Annotated in this window: 13 protein-coding genes; 8 read left to right on the top strand and 5 right to left on the bottom strand. The window is 70.2% G+C overall.

Translation table 11 applies throughout. The features are described 5' to 3' along the window. Entirely contained in the window at positions 1 to 1,608 is a 1,608-nt protein-coding gene (locus JK363_RS21835) for an AMP-binding protein (protein WP_201876673.1), read from the bottom strand. A 600-nt stretch (positions 1,609 to 2,208) separates the two neighbouring features. Here JK363_RS21835 and JK363_RS21830 point away from each other — a divergent pair. Continuing rightward, positions 2,209 to 3,192 carry a helix-turn-helix transcriptional regulator gene (locus JK363_RS21830; protein ID WP_201876672.1) on the top strand — a complete coding sequence of 328 codons (984 nt, stop codon included), beginning with the start codon at positions 2,209 to 2,211 and terminating at the stop codon, positions 3,190 to 3,192. Here JK363_RS21830 and JK363_RS21825 read toward each other — a convergent pair. Further along, the gene (locus JK363_RS21825; protein WP_201876671.1) at positions 3,150 to 3,785 is read right to left on the bottom strand and encodes a LysE family translocator; all 636 of its coding nucleotides are present in this window, start codon (positions 3,783 to 3,785) and stop codon (positions 3,150 to 3,152) included. The two genes, JK363_RS21830 and JK363_RS21825, sit on opposite strands and share 43 nt — an antisense overlap. 95 nt (positions 3,786 to 3,880) lie before the next feature. Between JK363_RS21825 and JK363_RS21820 the strand changes: the two genes are divergently transcribed. The 3 genes from JK363_RS21820 to JK363_RS21810 all read left to right on the top strand — a co-directional run bounded on the left by JK363_RS21820 (position 3,881) and on the right by JK363_RS21810 (position 7,811). Beyond that, positions 3,881 to 5,386 carry an aminotransferase-like domain-containing protein gene (locus JK363_RS21820; protein ID WP_201876670.1) on the top strand — a complete coding sequence of 502 codons (1,506 nt, stop codon included), beginning with the start codon at positions 3,881 to 3,883 and terminating at the stop codon, positions 5,384 to 5,386. A gap of 88 nt (positions 5,387 to 5,474) precedes the next feature. After that, positions 5,475 to 5,705 carry a DUF6480 family protein gene (locus tag JK363_RS21815; RefSeq protein WP_201876669.1) on the top strand — a complete coding sequence of 77 codons (231 nt, stop codon included), beginning with the start codon at positions 5,475 to 5,477 and terminating at the stop codon, positions 5,703 to 5,705. Positions 5,706 to 5,921: 216 nt separating this feature from the next. Continuing rightward, the gene (locus JK363_RS21810) at positions 5,922 to 7,811 is read left to right on the top strand and encodes a propionyl-CoA synthetase (protein ID WP_201876668.1); all 1,890 of its coding nucleotides are present in this window, start codon (positions 5,922 to 5,924) and stop codon (positions 7,809 to 7,811) included. Between the two features lie 120 nt (positions 7,812 to 7,931). Here the strand turns inward: JK363_RS21810 and JK363_RS21805 are convergent, their stop codons facing one another. Continuing rightward, complete coding sequence (locus tag JK363_RS21805; RefSeq protein ID WP_201876667.1) at positions 7,932 to 9,569, bottom strand: FAD-binding oxidoreductase; 1,638 nt, start codon at positions 9,567 to 9,569, stop codon at positions 7,932 to 7,934. A 463-nt stretch (positions 9,570 to 10,032) separates the two neighbouring features. Here JK363_RS21805 and JK363_RS42615 point away from each other — a divergent pair, with 463 nt between their 5' ends. The 3 genes from JK363_RS42615 to JK363_RS21790 all read left to right on the top strand — a co-directional run bounded on the left by JK363_RS42615 (position 10,033) and on the right by JK363_RS21790 (position 12,564). Further along, positions 10,033 to 11,235: a sensor histidine kinase gene (locus JK363_RS42615; protein WP_236075992.1), complete on the top strand. Its 1,203-nt coding sequence runs from the start codon at positions 10,033 to 10,035 to the stop codon at positions 11,233 to 11,235. Then, positions 11,199 to 11,843 (top strand): LuxR C-terminal-related transcriptional regulator, encoded by a 645-nt coding sequence (locus JK363_RS21795; protein ID WP_201876665.1) that lies wholly within the window; start codon positions 11,199 to 11,201, stop codon positions 11,841 to 11,843. The genes JK363_RS42615 and JK363_RS21795 overlap by 37 nt, the downstream gene beginning before the upstream one ends. 64 nt (positions 11,844 to 11,907) lie before the next feature. Then, entirely contained in the window at positions 11,908 to 12,564 is a 657-nt protein-coding gene (locus JK363_RS21790) for a hypothetical protein (protein WP_201876664.1), read from the top strand. A 66-nt stretch (positions 12,565 to 12,630) separates the two neighbouring features. Here JK363_RS21790 and JK363_RS21785 read toward each other — a convergent pair whose 3' ends face one another. Beyond that, the gene (locus JK363_RS21785) at positions 12,631 to 13,857 is read right to left on the bottom strand and encodes a dienelactone hydrolase family protein (protein WP_201876663.1); all 1,227 of its coding nucleotides are present in this window, start codon (positions 13,855 to 13,857) and stop codon (positions 12,631 to 12,633) included. Positions 13,858 to 14,024: 167 nt separating this feature from the next. On the opposite strand from JK363_RS21785, the gene JK363_RS21780 reads away from it, so the two are divergent. Next, on the top strand, positions 14,025 to 14,981 hold the full coding sequence (locus JK363_RS21780; protein ID WP_201876662.1) for an MsnO8 family LLM class oxidoreductase: 957 nt from the start codon (positions 14,025 to 14,027) through the stop codon (positions 14,979 to 14,981). Positions 14,982 to 14,988: 7 nt separating this feature from the next. Here JK363_RS21780 and JK363_RS21775 read toward each other — a convergent pair whose 3' ends face one another. After that, positions 14,989 to 16,179: a M6 family metalloprotease domain-containing protein gene (locus tag JK363_RS21775; RefSeq protein ID WP_201876661.1), complete on the bottom strand. Its 1,191-nt coding sequence runs from the start codon at positions 16,177 to 16,179 to the stop codon at positions 14,989 to 14,991. Positions 16,180 to 16,257: the final 78 nt, after the last annotated feature.

Below are 16,257 nucleotides of genomic sequence, written 5' to 3'. Positions count from 1 at the left end.
TCAGTCTCCGGTTCCTTGGCTGATACGGCGGATGTCCGCGGACAGGCGGGCGGCGGGCGCGCCGACGGCCGCGGGCGCACGGGGGACGGACGGCCCGGGGCCCAGGACGTCCGTCAGCGCGGTCCGGTCGAGCTTTCCGGTGGAGGTGCGGGGCAGCGGCTCACCGGACCAGCGCACGGTCCGGGGCAGCGCGGCGCGGGGCAGCCGCTGCCCGAGGTAGTGGCGGAGGGTGAGGCTGTCGAGAGTGGCCGCGGGTGCCCGGCGCACGACCGCGTGCAGCACCTTCCCGGCCTCGTCGTCGGGGAGCGCGAGGACCGCGGCCTCCTCGATCCCGTCGTGCGCGCACAGGGCGGCCTCGACCTCGGCGGTGTTGACGCGGACGCCGCGCACCTTCACCACGAAGTCCCGGCGGCCCTCCAGGGTCAGCGTGCCGTCGGGGTGCCGGCGCACCAGGTCGCCGGTGCGGTAGCAGGGACCGCCGTCCTGGTCCTGCGGATGCGGGACGAAGGGGCTGACGGCGGGGGCGGCGCCGAGGTAGCCGGGGGTCTGGAAGGGGGTGCGCACCACGAGTTCACCGCGTCCGGGGCCGTGCAGCACCCCGCCGTCCTCGGTGCGGATCCACGCGCGGGTGCCCGCCACGGGCCGGCCGAGGGGCAGTGCGCCGTGCGGCATGGGGTCCTGGGGGTCGATCTCGTGGACGAAGCTGTCGTTGGTCTCGGTGCAGCCGTAGACGTTGTGGAAGCGCGCCCGCGGGAAGAGCGGCGGCAGGGCGGCGAAGGCCGGTCCGGAGATGGCGTCACCGGTGATCAGGACGTGCCGGACCGGGGCGAGGTGGGAGGCGTCACCGCCCGCGGCGGTCCGGGCGAGCAGAGCGTGGAGCAGGGGCACCCCCTGGACCACGTGGACGGGCCGTGCGCGCAGGATCCCCTCCAGATGGGCCGGGTTGACGGCGAGGTCCTGGTCCACCAGGGCGGCACAGCCGCCGCTGCCGAGCGTCGTCCAGATGTCGAAGAGGCACAGGTCGAAGTTGAGGGGGGCGTGGTTGAGCACGGTCGTCCGCGCGTCGAGGCCGAAGTGACCGGCCGCCCACGCGGTGAAGCGGTCGAGCGCGCCGAAGGTGACCGGTGCGATTTTGGGGATGCCGGTGGAGCCCGACGTGGTCAGCAGCAGAGCGATGTCGTCGGGGTCGCCCGTGGCCGGGTACGGCGCGGAGGGGACGGGCGGGGCGCCCTCGCCGGGGCTCGCGGTGAGCTCCGCGGGGGCCGGCAGCCGCGTGGCCCCGGCCGACACCAGCAGGGCGGACAGCGCTTCCGCGCCGAGGTCCGCGGAGGCGATGAGGAGGGGACGGCGCAGCAGCAGACAGGCGAGCACCACCGCCACGGCCTCGGGTGACTTCTTCGCGACCAGGGCCAGGGGCCGCGGCCGCTCTCCGGAACCCGGCCCGGGGGCCGCGGCACCGCCGTGGTGTGCCGCGATCCACGTGGCCGCCCGGCCGGCCATGGCGGTCAGCTCGCCGTAACCGGTGGTGTTCCCGTGCCAGAACAGGGCGGGTGCGTCAGGGTGGTGTGCCGCGTGCCGCACGATGCGCGCAGGCAGACAACTCGACATGGGGCTGACCTCCTCGGCACGCGGTCGCGTGCAAGGGAAACGGCGGAAGGGGCAGGCGAATTCAGCACCCGGCGTCAAGGAATGCCAGGATGTTGAGCGCCGAACAATTGACATGGGTGCCTATCTGAATCCGGGCCGGCACCCCAATGGCCGGAAAGGTGTTGCCGCGGTCTCAGCCGCGCGGCGCGATCAGCCCCACTCGAAGTCGTCCCCGCCATCCGGGCGCGCCCAGGAAGCGTTTTCCCCCCGCTGCCCCGCGACCGTGGCGTACGGCGTGCCCGCCGCCGCTCCGGCCGATGATCTCTTGACCGTCCCCCGTTTCATACGTCCCGCCTCACCGGCGGATCCGTATGCAGTCCCTCTTGCCATGTCCCTCTGCACTCCTTTCAACCGATCCGCTCCCCCGCGATGAGATCCCGCGAGGAAGCTGCCTGGGGAACAACTCTGCTGTCGGAAAAAAGCCCAGTAAAGTGACCAAGGCTGGCCGACAAGGGACGTGACGCACATGGGCCAGCAAAATGATTCATTCCACTTTTCCGCAAGGGGGTTCACGTGGATATCGAAGAGGACCGAAAAGTGCTTGCGGACCTGTATCGGAACATGCTGAAGGAACCGGCACTGAAGCTGGGCGAGTTAAGTGAGCGCACCAGCCTCGACCCGGACACCTGCCGCGAAGCGACCGATCTGCTGCGTGAGGTCGGGCTGCTCACCGACGCGGGCTCCGGCCGGCTCGCCACCGTCTCCACCGAGAAGGCGCTGGCCAGACTGGCGCTCCTGGCCGAGGAGTCGGCCGATATGTGGCTGGCCGACACCGTACGGCTGCGCAAGTCGATCCGGCTGCTGTGCACCGAACTGGCCGACCAGTACCACGACCAGCGGAGCCTGGCCCCGGCGGAACTGATCACCGGGATGGACAGGATCTCGGAGGTACTGGAGGACTCCGCCGAGATCGCGGTCAACGAGGTCCTGAGTATGCAGCCCGGTCCGGTGATCGAGAGCCGGACCCGGGACCGTATCGCCCGCAACCAGCGCGTCATCAAGCGCGGGGTGGCCATGCGCACGATCCACCTGGCCTCCACCAGCCGCATCCCGCACGGTCTGCGCTATCTGCGCGAACTCCAGGCCATCGGCGCGGAGATCCGGCTGGCCCCCACCATCCCCTTCCGGCTGATCGTGGTCGACGACGTGATGGCCTTCACCCCGGCCCCCGGCAACGCCGACCAAGCGGCCGCCCTGGTCACCCGCGGCCCGCTCATCACCCATCTGCTGCGCCGGGTCTTCGAGCACTGCTGGCACTCGGCGACACCGCTCGACAGGGTGTGCCCCGACACCGGCCGCGAGCAGACCGCCCCACCGCTGGACACCCAGCAGTTCACGGTGCTCCAGATGCTCAACGCCGGACTCAAGGACGAGGCCATCGCCCGTGAACTGGGTGTATCCATACGTACCTTGCGCCGGATCACCGCTGATCTGATGGACAAGCTCAACGCCACCAGCCGCTTCCAGGCGGGGGTGCGCGCGCACGAACTGGGCTGGCTCGATCACAGCGCCGGAACCACCGCGAACAGTCCCAGCGCGATGTAGACCGCTCCGACCGCATGCGGCTGGCGCCGAAGGATCCGGGGGCGGTCGCGCAGCCATCCGCCCAAGCGACCGCCCGCCACGGCCCAGACCAGGTCCAGGGCCAGCGCCACCACGAAGAACACCGCGCCCAGCACCAGCATCTGGCCCCGCGCCCCGGCCGTGTCCGCCCCGGAACCCACGAACTGCGGCAGGAAGGCGAGGAAGAACAGCGCGACCTTCGGGTTGAGCACGTTCACCAGGACCCCGTCCCGGAACACTGTGACCAGGGGTGTCCGGGCCGCCGTCCCGGAGAGGTCCAGCGCACCGGGCTGCCGCACGGCCCGCACACCGAGGTGGACGAGGTAGGCGGCACCGGCGTACTTCAGCGTCGCGTAGGCCACTTCGGAGCGCGCGATCAGGGCGGAGAGCCCGAACACGGCCGCCGCGATATGCACCAGCGTGCCGGTCTCCACCCCGAGCGCCGAGCACACCCCGGAGCGCCGCCCCTGGCTGACGCTCCGGGTGAGGACGTAGACCAGATTGGGGCCGGGGATCACGACGAGGGCGAACGACGCGACGACGAAGGCGAGGAGCCGCGAAGTCTCCGGGATCATGCGCCCTCCTACGCTGTACGGTACCGGCGGCCGAAGCCTGCCTCCGGTGGGGTCCCCTCCAGCCTGACGGTGCGGGAGGATGTGCGACCGGGCCAATGAAGGGGGAAGTGGACCGGATGACGGACCTCGGCACGGACCGGGCGGCCCATCCACCGGAGCTGTTGCTCCTGCTCGACGACTGGATGGCCGGGCCCGGACCGCTGTACACCAAGCTGGCACGGGCGCTGCACCGCGCCGTGCGCGCGGGAGACCTGGGGGCCAGCGCCCGGCTGCCCTCCGAACGCGGGCTGGCGAAGGCGCTGGGCGTCAGCCGGGCCACTGTGGTGGCGGCCTACGACGAACTGCGGGCGCTGGGCGCGGTGGAGAGCCGCCGCGGCAGCGGCACCCGAGTGGCCCCGCGCCCGGTACCGCGCCCGGCCGGGACCGATGGCCGGGTCTCCGGCGGCCGGGCGACCGCCCTGCTGCAACGGATGGTCGACCGCCGGGAGAACACCATCTCGCTGGCCATGGCGGCCGAACCGGCGGTGGCCGAGGTGCGGGAGGCGCTGCACGACGTGCTGCGCACCGACCTGGACGGGCTCATGGCGGACACCGGATACCACCCCGGTGGACTGCCGGGTCTGCGGCACGCGCTCGCGGACCACTTCTCCACCGCCGGGCTGGCCACGGCCCCCGAACAGGTGCTGGTGACCACGGGTGCGACCCAGGCGCTGGGGCTGGTGGCCCAGTTGTATCTGCGCAAGGGCTCGGGGGTGGTGGTGGAGTGCCCCAGCTGGCCCGGCTGCCTGGATGTGTTCCGCGCCGCCGGGGCCCTGCCGCACGGGGTGCCGCTGGACCAGGACGGGATCCGGGTCGACGGGCTGGCACAAGCGCTTGCCCGGCATCGCCCCGAGCTGGTGTACGTGACGCCGACCTACCACAACCCGACGGGTGTGCTGATGTCCGCGGGGCGGCGCCGCCGCGTGGCCGAACTGTGCGCCCACCACGGCGTACCCGTCGTGGAGGACCTCGCCTACGACATCGGTATCGACGAGGGTGTGCGGGAGCCCGCGCCCATCGCCGCATTCGCCACGGCGGGTGCGGGCGCCGGTGTGCGCGGGGCCGCCGAGGTGCTCACCGTCGGCTCACTGGCGAAGGCGGTCTGGGGCGGGCTGCGGATCGGCTGGGTCCGCGGTCCGGCCGAGGTGGTCGGGCGGCTGGCCCGGCTGAAGGCGCTGGCCGACCTGGGCAGTCCGGTGCTCGACCAAGCCCTCGCCGCCCGGCTGCTGCCGCGGCTGGACGAACTGAAGGCCCGCCGTGCCCTGACCCTGCGCCACCGCCTGGACCATCTGGAAGGACTCCTCACCGCGAGGCTGCCCGCCTGGCAGTGGAGCCGGCAGCCGGGCGGCTCCGCGCTGTGGGCGAGGCTGCCCCATGACACCGATGCCCAGGTGTACGCCCAAGTGGCCCTGCGGCACGGGGTCGAGGTGGTACCGGGAGCGGTGACGGATCCCAGCGGGGCGCACGACAGCCACATCAGGATTCCCCTCACCCTGCCCGAGGAACGGCTCACCGAACTGGTGGACCGGCTCGCCGCCGCGTGGGTGGATCTGCGTCCCTGACGGTGTGCAGTCGTCCGTTACCCTGCGTGACCGCCGGGAGCGAGCACGAGGGTCCACAGCATTTTCGGCAAAGAGGGAGAATGGTGACATGGGTGACAGAAACCCCGAACCGGAGCCCCGTCGCACCTCCGAGCCGGCGGCATCAGCAAGAGGCGTTCCCCCCGGCGAGACGCCTCCCGCGGAGGGAAGCACGGCCGACGCGGGCCCGCTGGAGACCTACAACCCCACGAAGGGCTGGAGCAAGGGTCCCATCTTCGTCATCCTGGTCCTGGTGGTGTTCTTCGTCGCGTTCTGCATCGCCTTCGCCGCGGCCGTGTGACACGCCGCGGAAACGCTCCGTCCCCGTTCAGCCGAGGTTCGGACCCAAACGTCTGCCCACCGATCGCGCCCGGTGCTGGGTCGGTCCGACCCCGGATGCCCCTCTGGACATCGATACATCGCAGCGACGGACACCACACCCGGGGAGCTGGCCGCCGCCCGACCCATGGGCCAGACTGCTCACACTTTCCACGACCCAGCAACGTAAGGACGCCTGATGGGCGCGTACGACGAGACTTACCACCGCAGCCTCGAGGACCCCGAGGGCTTCTGGCTGGATGCGGCCGCGGCGATCGACTGGACCCGGCCACCGACCCGTGCCCTGGACAACTCCCGTGCACCGCTGATGCGGTGGTTCCCCGACGGCGAGCTCAACACCTCGTACAACGCGCTGGACCGGCATGTGGAAGCCGGACTCGGCGACCGGACCGCGCTGATCTACGACTCCCCGGTGACCGGTGCGGTCCGGCGCTTCAGCTACACCGAACTCCGTGACGAGGTCGCGCTCTTCGCCGGATCGCTGCGCTCGCTGGGTGTCACCAAGGGCGACCGGGTCATCGTCTACATGCCAATGGTGCCCGAAGCGGTCATCGCCATGCTGGCCTGCGCCAGGATCGGCGCGGTGCACTCGGTGGTGTTCGGCGGCTTCGCTCCCAAGGAACTGGCCGCCCGCGTCGAGGACGCCGAACCGGTCGTGATCGTCGCGGCGTCCTGCGGGATCGAGCCGACGCGGATCGTGGAGTACCAGCCCATCGTCGACGCGGCGCTCGAGCTGACCACCCATCAGCCGGAGAAGGTCGTCATCCTCCAGCGTGACGCGGCGCGAGCGGAGCTGGGCGACCGATACGTGGACTGGGCGGAGCTCGTCGCCGGCGCCGAGCCGGTCGATCCCGTTCCGGTGGCGGCGACCGACCCGCTGTATGTGCTCTACACCTCCGGTACCACCGGCAAGCCCAAAGGCGTCGTCCGCGACAACGGCGGCCACGCGGTCGCCATGTTGTGGTCGATGGCCGCGCTCTATGACATCGGTCCGGGCGACGTCTGGTGGACCGCGTCCGACGTCGGCTGGGTCGTCGGTCACTCCTACATCGTCTACGCACCGCTGCTGGCCGGTGCGACCACCGTGCTGTACGAGGGCAAGCCGGTCGGCACACCGGACGCCGGTGCGTTCTGGCGGGTGATCAGTGACCACGGCGTGAAGGCGCTGTTCACCGCTCCCACGGCCCTGAGGGCGATCAAGAGAGTCGACTCGGAGGCCGCCGAGCTGAAGAAGTACGACCTGTCGTCGTTCCGCACGCTCTTCATGGCCGGGGAGCGGCTCGACCCCGAGACCTACCACTGGGCGCACGAGAAACTCGGTACACCGGTGGTCGACCACTGGTGGCAGACCGAGACCGGCTGGGCGATCGCGGCGAACCTCCAGGGGCTGGAGCCGATGCCGGCAAAGCCCGGGTCGGCAACGGTTCCGGTTCCCGGCTGGGACGTGCGCATCCTCGACCAGGGCGGATCCGAACTGCCCGCGGGCGAGGAAGGCGTGATCGCCATCCGGCTCCCGCTGCCTCCCGGCGCGCTTCCCACACTGTGGGGTGACGACCAGCGATTCGTCGAGGCCTATCTGTCCCAGTACGAGGGCTACTACCTGACCGGTGACTCCGGGTACCGCGACGCGGACGGCTACCTGTTCGTCATGGGACGCACCGACGACGTGATCAACGTGGCGGGGCACCGATTGTCGACCGGTGCGATGGAAGCGGTACTCGCGGCGCACCCGGCCGTCGCCGAGTGCGCGGTGATCGGGGTGCACGACGAGCTCAAGGGTCAGCTGCCCCGGGGCTTCGTGGTGCTCAAGGCGGGCGTCGACATCAACGAGGAGGACCTCCACCAGGAGTTGGTCGCGGCCGTACGCCGCGAGATCGGCCCGGTCGCCGCGTTCCGGGCCGTCTCGGTGGTGGACGCGCTGCCCAAGACCCGGTCGGGAAAGATCCTGCGCAAGACGATGCGCGGGATCGCCGACGGACGCGACGAACCGGTGCCGTCGACGATCGAGGACCCGGCGGTGCTGGACGCACTGCGGCCCGTGCTGCGCCCCGCGGGACCTCCCCGGTGAGGTCCGCGACAAGGCTCTGACGCATCATGACTCAGGGCGTGGCAGGTGAGGGTCGTGTGGTTGGTGTAATCGACGACGTGGCCCTCGGCCTGCCGCGCCTTCGGCCGACTCCCGGCGTCGTCATGGACGACCCCGTTCCGCGTCACTCGGCGGACGGACGGCCAGGGCGTGGCGGAACTCGTCGCGCGGATCCCAGCGGGCCTTGATCCGCTGCAACCGCGGATAGTGTCCCTTGTAGTAGAGGGTGTGCCAGGCCGTGCCGGAGGTGTTCAGGGCGGTGTCGGCAAGGTCGGTGTCCGGGTAGTTGATGAAGGAGCCGTCGTTCGCCGCGCCCGGTACGGGCACGCCACCGCTGTCGGCGTACACGGTCCGGTAGAAGTCGCGGACCCACTCCAGCCGTGGGCCGCCGTCCTGCTGGGCTTCCCACTCGGCCACGTAGATCGCCTTGAGGATCGAGTCCCGCTGTGCGACGGCGGTCGCGTCCGCCGGGACCGTGTTGACCTTGCCGCCGTAGGAGACCAGCCACAGCGCGCCATCGAGACCGGCCCCCTCCTTGCCGGACAACCGCTCGTGGATGACGTCGATCTGAGTGTCCGTATAACGACGGCGCAGATAGGCCGCCTTCGCCTTGAACGGTGCGGCGGCACTCTCCTGCACGGCTCCGGCGGCCTGCAACCACGGTTGGCTCTCGTACCCGCGCACCGGTTTCGCCGTCACACCGCGCCCCACCGCGGCCAGGTAGTCGTCCAGCAGTCGCTCCGCGCCGCGGCCGCTGGAGTCCAACTGCCCGGCCAGGGTGATACTTTCCGCCTTGCGGCTTTTGAGCATCAGGACGCTGAACAGGCCGGCGTAGGACGAGTCCGGCCCGCTGTTGCGCTCGTGCCAGCTTCCGTGGTTGCGCACCAGCCGGGCGAACGAGCGCTGGTCCAGGTCCTGCCAGGGCCACGTGGCGTAGAAGGTCGTCACGGACTCCGGCGGCCGGGGCAGCAACCGCGCGGGATCGTCGCCCTTCGCGGCCGGGTCGCGGAACCAGTAACAGGTGACGATGCCGAAGTTGCCGCCGCCCCCACCGGTGTGCGCCCACCACAGGTCGTGGTGGGGGTCGGAGGGCTCGCGCGTGGCCACCACACTGCGCACCTCGCCGGACGCGTCCACCACCACGACCTCGATGGCGTACAAGTGGTCCACGGACAGCCCGTGCCGGCGCGACAGCGTCCCGTATCCGCCGCCGAGGATGTGCCCTCCCACCCCGACCTCGGGGGTCGCGCCCGCCGGGACGGTCACGCCCCAGCCGAGGAACAGCTTGCGGTACACCTCGCCGAGCAGAGCGCCCGGCTCGACCGCGAACGCCCTGCGGCGGGCGTCGTAGGAGACGGATGCCATCGGGGACAGGTCGATGAGGGCCTTCACCGCCGGGTCGTCGACGAAGTCCTCGAAGCAGTGCCCGCCACTGCGCACGGCGATGCGCTTGCCCTCCCGCACCGCCAGTCGCACCGCGCTGACCACCTCTTCGGTGGAGCTCACCACACGTACGTAGTCGGGCCGTCCGACGAAGCGGGCGTTCCAGCCGCGGTGCGTCAGGGACCGGTAGCGCGGATCGCCGGGCGCGACCGTGATCGAGCCCGGTGGCGCCGCCGCGCCACCTCGGGGCGACGCGACCGCCTCGTGAGCCGTCAAGCCCTGGGACACCAGCCCGGTGGCCGCCCCGCCGAGCGCCGCCGCCCCCGCCAGAACACCTCGCCGCGTCACTTCTGCCATGGTCCACTCCCGTCGGTGCCGGATGCCGGGACGAACCCGCCCCGTCCTCAGAATCATCGGGAAACCGGTGCGACGGGACATCGTCCGTGATGACCAACAGCCCTCTACATCAAAGGATTGAGCGGTGCCATCCCACAGGAGGTGGCCCCGGAGCTCCGGCCGCCCCTGCATGGGCAAAAAGGTCTACAACGGTGCCGGGTGGCCGCGAGGAACATGGCAGTGGGTTCACCACGCGCAAAGAGGCGGGTTTTTACCACCGACTTCTCTCCCCGGACCGCATCACAATGACTGGGTGGACCGCATCTCACATGTCCTCCACAGCATGGGAAGCAGAAGGGCTCAGGTTCAGATGGCCAGCACACGACAGTTCAGGGAAAGCCGACCGCCGACCGCCGATCAGGGGTTCTCGGTGTCCCGGGGGCTGACGGCATGGAAGCGTTGCGCCGTTCTATGGTGGCTGTCGTTGCGATCGTTCTGGCTGTCGCTGTGGATGGTGACGGTGTCCATGCTCCTCGGCAGCCGTCCGGGGGCCGGATTGCTGCCGAGTACGGTGCGGATGATCCGCAGACTGGCCGACCGGCAGCGGCACTTGGCGAAGGAGTGGTCGGGCATCGAGATCCCGGCCGTGTACGAGGACCTGCCGACCGGCAACCGCGGCGTCGCCCTCCGGTCCCAGTTGCTCGCCAGGAACAACCAGATCTGGCGCGACTGGCGGTGGGCGACCCTCGACCCCATCGTCGGCCCCCTCATCGCCATCGGTCCCTTCGCCCTGGTCCTCAGTGGGTTCTGGGGGCTTCTGACGGCGGTCTTCGGAGCCGAACTCTCCAAGCAGTGGGACAGCATCTGGTTCCTGTTCATCCCGGTCCAGAACGTGCCCACCGCCGTCCTCGCCGGGGTGCTGGGTGTGCTGATGTTCCCCCTCGCGCTGTGGACCGCGCCGCGCTCGGTGCACTGGCACTCCCGTTACCTCCGCGCCATGCTCGCGCCGAGCGAGAGCGAGATGATGGCGCACCGCATCGAGCACCTGACCACCACCCGTTCCGACGCCGTGGACACTCAGATGGCGGAGCTGCGCCGTATCGAGCGCGACCTGCACGACGGCGCCCAGGCTCGCCTGGTGGCGATGGGCATGACCCTGGACGCCGCCGAACGCCTGCTGGAAACCAACCCCGAGGCCGTACGCACACTGCTCGCCGAGGCACGGCAATCCTCGTCCAAGGCGCTGGAGGAACTGCGCGACCTGGTGCGCGGCATCCATCCGCCGATCCTGGCGGACCGTGGACTGGCCGATGCCGTACGCTCATTGGCGCTGACCTGCCCGATCAAGAGTGAGGTGGCGATCGACCTGCCCCGTCGGCCCGAACCACCACTGGAGTCCGCCGCGTACTTCGCGGTCTCGGAGATCCTGACCAACGCCACCAAGCACTCCGGTGCCGAGCGGGTCTGGATCGACCTGCGCCACGACGCCGGACAGCTGCGCATCAGCATCACCGACGACGGACGCGGCGGTGCCGACGCGTCCGGTGGCTCCGGACTCCACGGCATCGAACGCCGACTCGCCACCTTCGACGGGGTACTCGCCGTGAGCAGCCCGCTGGGCGGCCCCACGATCGTGACCATGGAGCTGCCGTGCGCGTTGTCCTCGCAGAAGACCACTTTCTCCTGAGGGACGGACTGAGCCGACTGCTCGAGGCATACCAGCACGAGGTGGTCGCGACGGTCGACAACGGCCCCGAACTGCTCTCCGCGCTCATCGATGTGGTCCCGGACGTGGCGATCGTCGATGTGCGGCTGCCACCGGCCTTCAGCGACGAGGGGCTGCGGGCTTCCGTGGAAGCCCGCAGCCGCATACCGGGCCTGCCCATTCTGCTCCTGTCCCAGTACGTCGAGCCGCTCTACGCCCATGAGTTGCTCGCCACGGGTTCGGAAGGGGTCGGCTACGTCCTCAAGGACCGGGTCACCAACGGAACCCAGTTCATGAGCACCATCCAACGGGTGGCCGAGGGCGGCACGGCCATGGACCCCGAGGTGGTCTCCCAGCTCCTCATCCGCAAGGACCGTGACGAGCACATGGGCAGCCTCACCCAGCGGGAGCGTGAAGTGCTGGAGTGTGTGGCCCAGGGGCGCTCCAACGCGGGTATCGCGGAAGCCCTGTTCATTACGGAGAAGGCCGTCGCCAAGCACATCAGCAACATCTTCAGCAAACTGGGGATGCCTCCCTCCGACACCGACAACCGCCGTGTGCTGGCGGTCCTCGCCTACCTGAATCGCTGATGTGATCTTCCGTCCCACTACGCAAGAAGCCGTGGGCTGATGGCTTTGACTATGCTCACGCACCATGCTGCCACCGCACACTCCCTCCCCCGCACCGAACGCCACGGTCATCAAGACCGGCCACCGCACCGCCATGACCGGGCTACCCTGCTCCATCCTCCTCATGGCGATGGGCGCCGTCGGCATCTTCGGCGCTGTCCTGGTTGCCACCGGGAACCAGAAGGGTGAGTCCAGTGTCGCGGGATTCGTGGGGCTCGCGTTCATGGTGGCCCTCGGTGTCCTCGGCGTCATCTTGTTCATCCCTATCTGGGCGGGCCGCCGCACCAGGGTCCTCGTCGACCGGACTGGCCTGTGGGTGGAACAAGGAAACCTTCGGAACGTCATCGCCTGGCGCACACTCACCGGGGTAGGCCTCTACTGGAGTGCGCTGGGGCGCAAGGGGAAGATCTACTCCCTGGAGCTGTACCCCAACGGTCCCATCGACCGGGACGACCCGGTCCTATGGGTCCTGGTTCGCGACGAGGAGCCACTCCACCCCGGACTCCCCCGGCTGCGCCACCGCCTCCCCCTCAGCGCCGCCAACCAGCGCCCCGTGGTCGCGGCGGTCCAGCCGTACATCCCGCCGGAGATCTGGCTCGGCGAATCCCAGCGACCGGCAGGCCATATCGGACGCCCCGACGTCAAGGGACACCGGGAGCGCACCCGGGGCCGTACTCCGTGAATGACGCGGATTGTGGCGGCGCCGGACGCGCGGCCCGCTTGTCACGCAAGGTGCGCGCGTGTCCGGTCAGAGGTCAGGCTGGCCGCCCTTGTCGATGGGGAGGCCCGCCGGAACCTTGGGCAGCAGCCGCTGTCGGCTGCCGGTCTCGGGGATCCGCTGCGGATCGGTGTAGGTGTGGCGGCCCGCTGGGCGGAAGGTGAGGGCCGGTCCGGCCTGGCGCAGGTTGCGGCCGGTGGGAGTGGGCCCGGCCACGGCGGGGAGCCGGTAGGCGGTGGCCTTGTGCACTGCCTGATCCATGAAGGCGGCGGTCAGCTGGGCGACCTGGTCGCGTGCGGCGTCCGGTTCGGCCACCTTCGAGGCGCGGCAGTCACCGACGCTGCCGTTCTTCCGGGTCGGCTCGAGGTTGGTGTTGAGCATGGCGTGGCCGGTGCCCGCCAGTCGCACGTCGGCGGCAACCTTGGTCGAGCCGGACCGGGCCAGGTCCTTCATCGTCCCCAGACCGGCGGTGGGTCCGGTGTCCTCGTCGCAGGCGCCGCGGATGTTGAGGACCGGGACCCTGTGCGGCGGCTTCTCCGCCTCTTCAGCGGGCTCGATGGCCACGGCCCCGAACAGACCCGTGCGCTGTCCGGCCGTCTTGCCCAGCACGTAACCACCGCCGCGGCTGTGCCCGACCAGACCGACTCGTGAGGTGTCGATCCGGCCCTTGACACCCTTGATGTCCAGACCGTGATCGATGCCCTTGTTCAGGTCGGAGAGCAGCTTCAGATGGGCGTCGATCAGCTGTGTGTACCCCTTGGTGGGGTTGGCCTCCCCCGACCACCAGTACTCCGCGCTCACCACGTCGATGGAGACGGCGGCGAAGCCCTTGCGGGTCAACGCCTGCACGACATGCGACAGTCCCGCGTTATGGCGCAGATAGCCCTGCCCGAGGCCCGGCTTCTCCTCCCCCTCGGCGGCGCAGACCAGGGGCCAGGTGGTCTTCACCGCACGGGGTGCCACACCGTCGTCGGCCCTGTCGGGCGTCGGGGCGCAGTTGGGGTGCATGCCGTGGAGGACAACAACCACCGGATGAGGGCCTTTGCCCTTCGGCATGCCCAGGACGCCGTGCACCTGGGTGGGGTTCAGCCCGGACTCGCTGCTGGTGTTCTTGATGACACCGGGGGCGAGCCGGTATCGGGTCAGCGAAGCCTTGTCATGGGTGCCACCGCCGCGGTCGGAGACCGCACCCTCACTGCCGGACGCCTGGAAGCCGCCGGCGGCGAAGGTCACGCCCACCGCGGCAGCAGTGGACATGAGGCCCATCGATACTGCTTTTGCTCGTCTCATGTCCCGGAAGATGCGGAACCTTGGGTTCACGTTCCGCCGCGCGGAACGTCAGGCAGGAGTACGCCGGATACGGGTGAACGCTGCCGGCCATCATGGCTCAGCCGTACCGAGGGCGTTCGCCTATCCTGGCAGGTGTGATCGATCTGCCGCTCTCCGCCCTGGAAGTCGCCATCGTCGAAGCCGGCACCTCGGCCGGGGACGCCCTGCGCAACTGCACTCAGGCCGCCGCCCATCTCGACAGTCTCGGCTACAAGCGGCTGTGGTTCGCCGAGCACCACCACTCCCCGGCGATCGGGGCGTTCCCGCCACCGATCATGACGTCGCACATCGCGTCCGCGACGACGGATCTGCGGGTGGGCTCGGGTGGAGTGATGGCGCCCAACCACGCACCGGTCACCATCGCCGAGCAGTTCACCACGCTGGCGGCACTGCACCCGGGACGCGTCGACCTCGGTCTCGGTCGTGGGCCCGGCACGTTCCATGAGGGCACGGCCCGCGCACTGCGCAGGGGTGCGCCTCCGGCGAGCGACGACGAGTACCGGCGCGATGTCGAGGAGACGTTGGAGCTCCTCCTCGAGGCGGAGTTCGGGGAGTTGCCCGAGCCATGGCTGCTCGTATCCAGCGAGGCGGGGGCATCGCTCGCCGCGGCGCTCGGCCTGCCGGTCGCGCTCGCCCATCACATCCGGCCGGAGAACACCCTGCGTGCGGCCGGACGCTATCGGGCCCGGTTCACGCCGTCGCGGTGGTCTGCGGCACCGCGCATTCTGGTGTGCGTGGAGACGGTGTGCGCCGACACCGAGGAGCGAGCGGCCGACCTGACGCGGCCCATGGCCGTCGTGAAGGCGGACCTGTTGCAGGGGCGCAGCGAGGCTCCGTTCCCGAGCGTCGAGGAGGCCGCGCGCCATCGGTTCAGCACCCGCGAACAGCAGGCCCTGGACGCGTTCGGCGCCCAACAGGCGTATGGCACACCGGATGTGGTGAGCAAGCAACTCCAACGGATCGCGGCCGAGACCCAGGCCGACGAGCTGATGCTGGTGACTCCGGTCTTTGGACTCGAAGACCGGATGAGGTCGTTCGAACTGGTTCGGTAGCCGTCCGTTACGGCGTGCTGAGCCGCACCGTGTCCCCGGAGGAATCGCCCGTGCCGACGGCGATCTGGACACCGGTGGCCGGATCGGTGAAGGACTGGCCGGGTGCGAGCGCGGCCATGTCCAGGGGGCCGCAGCCGCTCGGCGGCGTGGTGTCCGGGTTGGCGTTGATGATGCGGACGGGGCCGTCACCGGTCGGGGTCGCGGAGTCGACCTTGTAGATCAGTACCCCGGTGGAACAGGCCGTGCGGTCGTTGAGCTCGGCCCTGCGGGACTCCGCCACATATGCCGTCGTCTCACCGGTGCGGATCACGGCGATCTTGGTGCCGCCGGGGCGCTCCACCGGTGTGAGCCGCACGGTCCGGGTGCCGCTCGCGGGGAGGCAGGCGACCTGGCTGTCGCCTATCCACCCGAGTTTCCAGGAGTGCCAGCCGAGGTATTGCGGGGCGCGACCGGCGATGTCGCCCATGAGGTCCCAGCCGTTCACATGGCGGTGGGTCTCACCGTCGAAGGCGTACAGGTCGGGCAGCCCGAAGGTGTGGCCGGTCTCATGGTCCGCGACCTTGTGGCCCCAGCGCCACATGTCCTGGCCGAAGGTGACGGCCCACTTCACGCGCGAGCCGTCGGCGGTCACACCGGGGGTGGCCGGATCGTAGAGGTAGGTCGGGGAGAAGGAGATCGCGCGCGCCGCCTTGGCCGGGACGATGTAGACCATGTCGTAGCGCGAGAAGTCCACGAACGGGTCGGCCGCCGTCACAGCGTCGCGCAGGTAGCGCTCGTGGGCCTCGAAGGTGATGCCCCGGTCGAAACCGTAGGACGTGGCGGTGGACGGCATACGGACCCACCGGCGGTACGGCGTGGCGATGTCGAGCCGCGAGCGGCCGTAGGAGGCGGTGCGCATCCAGTCGGCGGCGGGTGCCAGGTGGGCGGCGTAGGCATCGGTGGAGTCGGTGGCCGGAGCGTCGGGAAAGTCCACGAACAGGGTCAGCACACGGTGGGTGCCGGTGGAGCGCTGGAACTGGACGTGGTCGGTGTCATGGCCCTCGTCGGTCCAGCCGGTTCTGCCCGGCAGCGCGCAGTCGGCCGCGGTGGACGGCGCATCGGCCGCCGGCTCCTGTGCGGTCGCCGCGGTGGTGGTCAGGCAGGTGGCGAGGACGGCGGCAACGGCCAGGGGGCGGGGGCGGAGCGGAAAGGTACGCATGTCTCTCCTTCGTCGGCTTCACGTGGTCAACACTTGGGTCGGGACGCTCATCAGCGGTCGGGGAGTTGGTGTGCGGTC

It is taken from the genome of Streptomyces coffeae, assembly GCF_016741875.1.
Taxonomy (GTDB): Bacteria; Actinomycetota; Actinomycetes; order Streptomycetales; family Streptomycetaceae; genus Streptomyces; species Streptomyces coffeae.
This window is presented reverse-complemented; position numbering and strand designations above follow the sequence as displayed.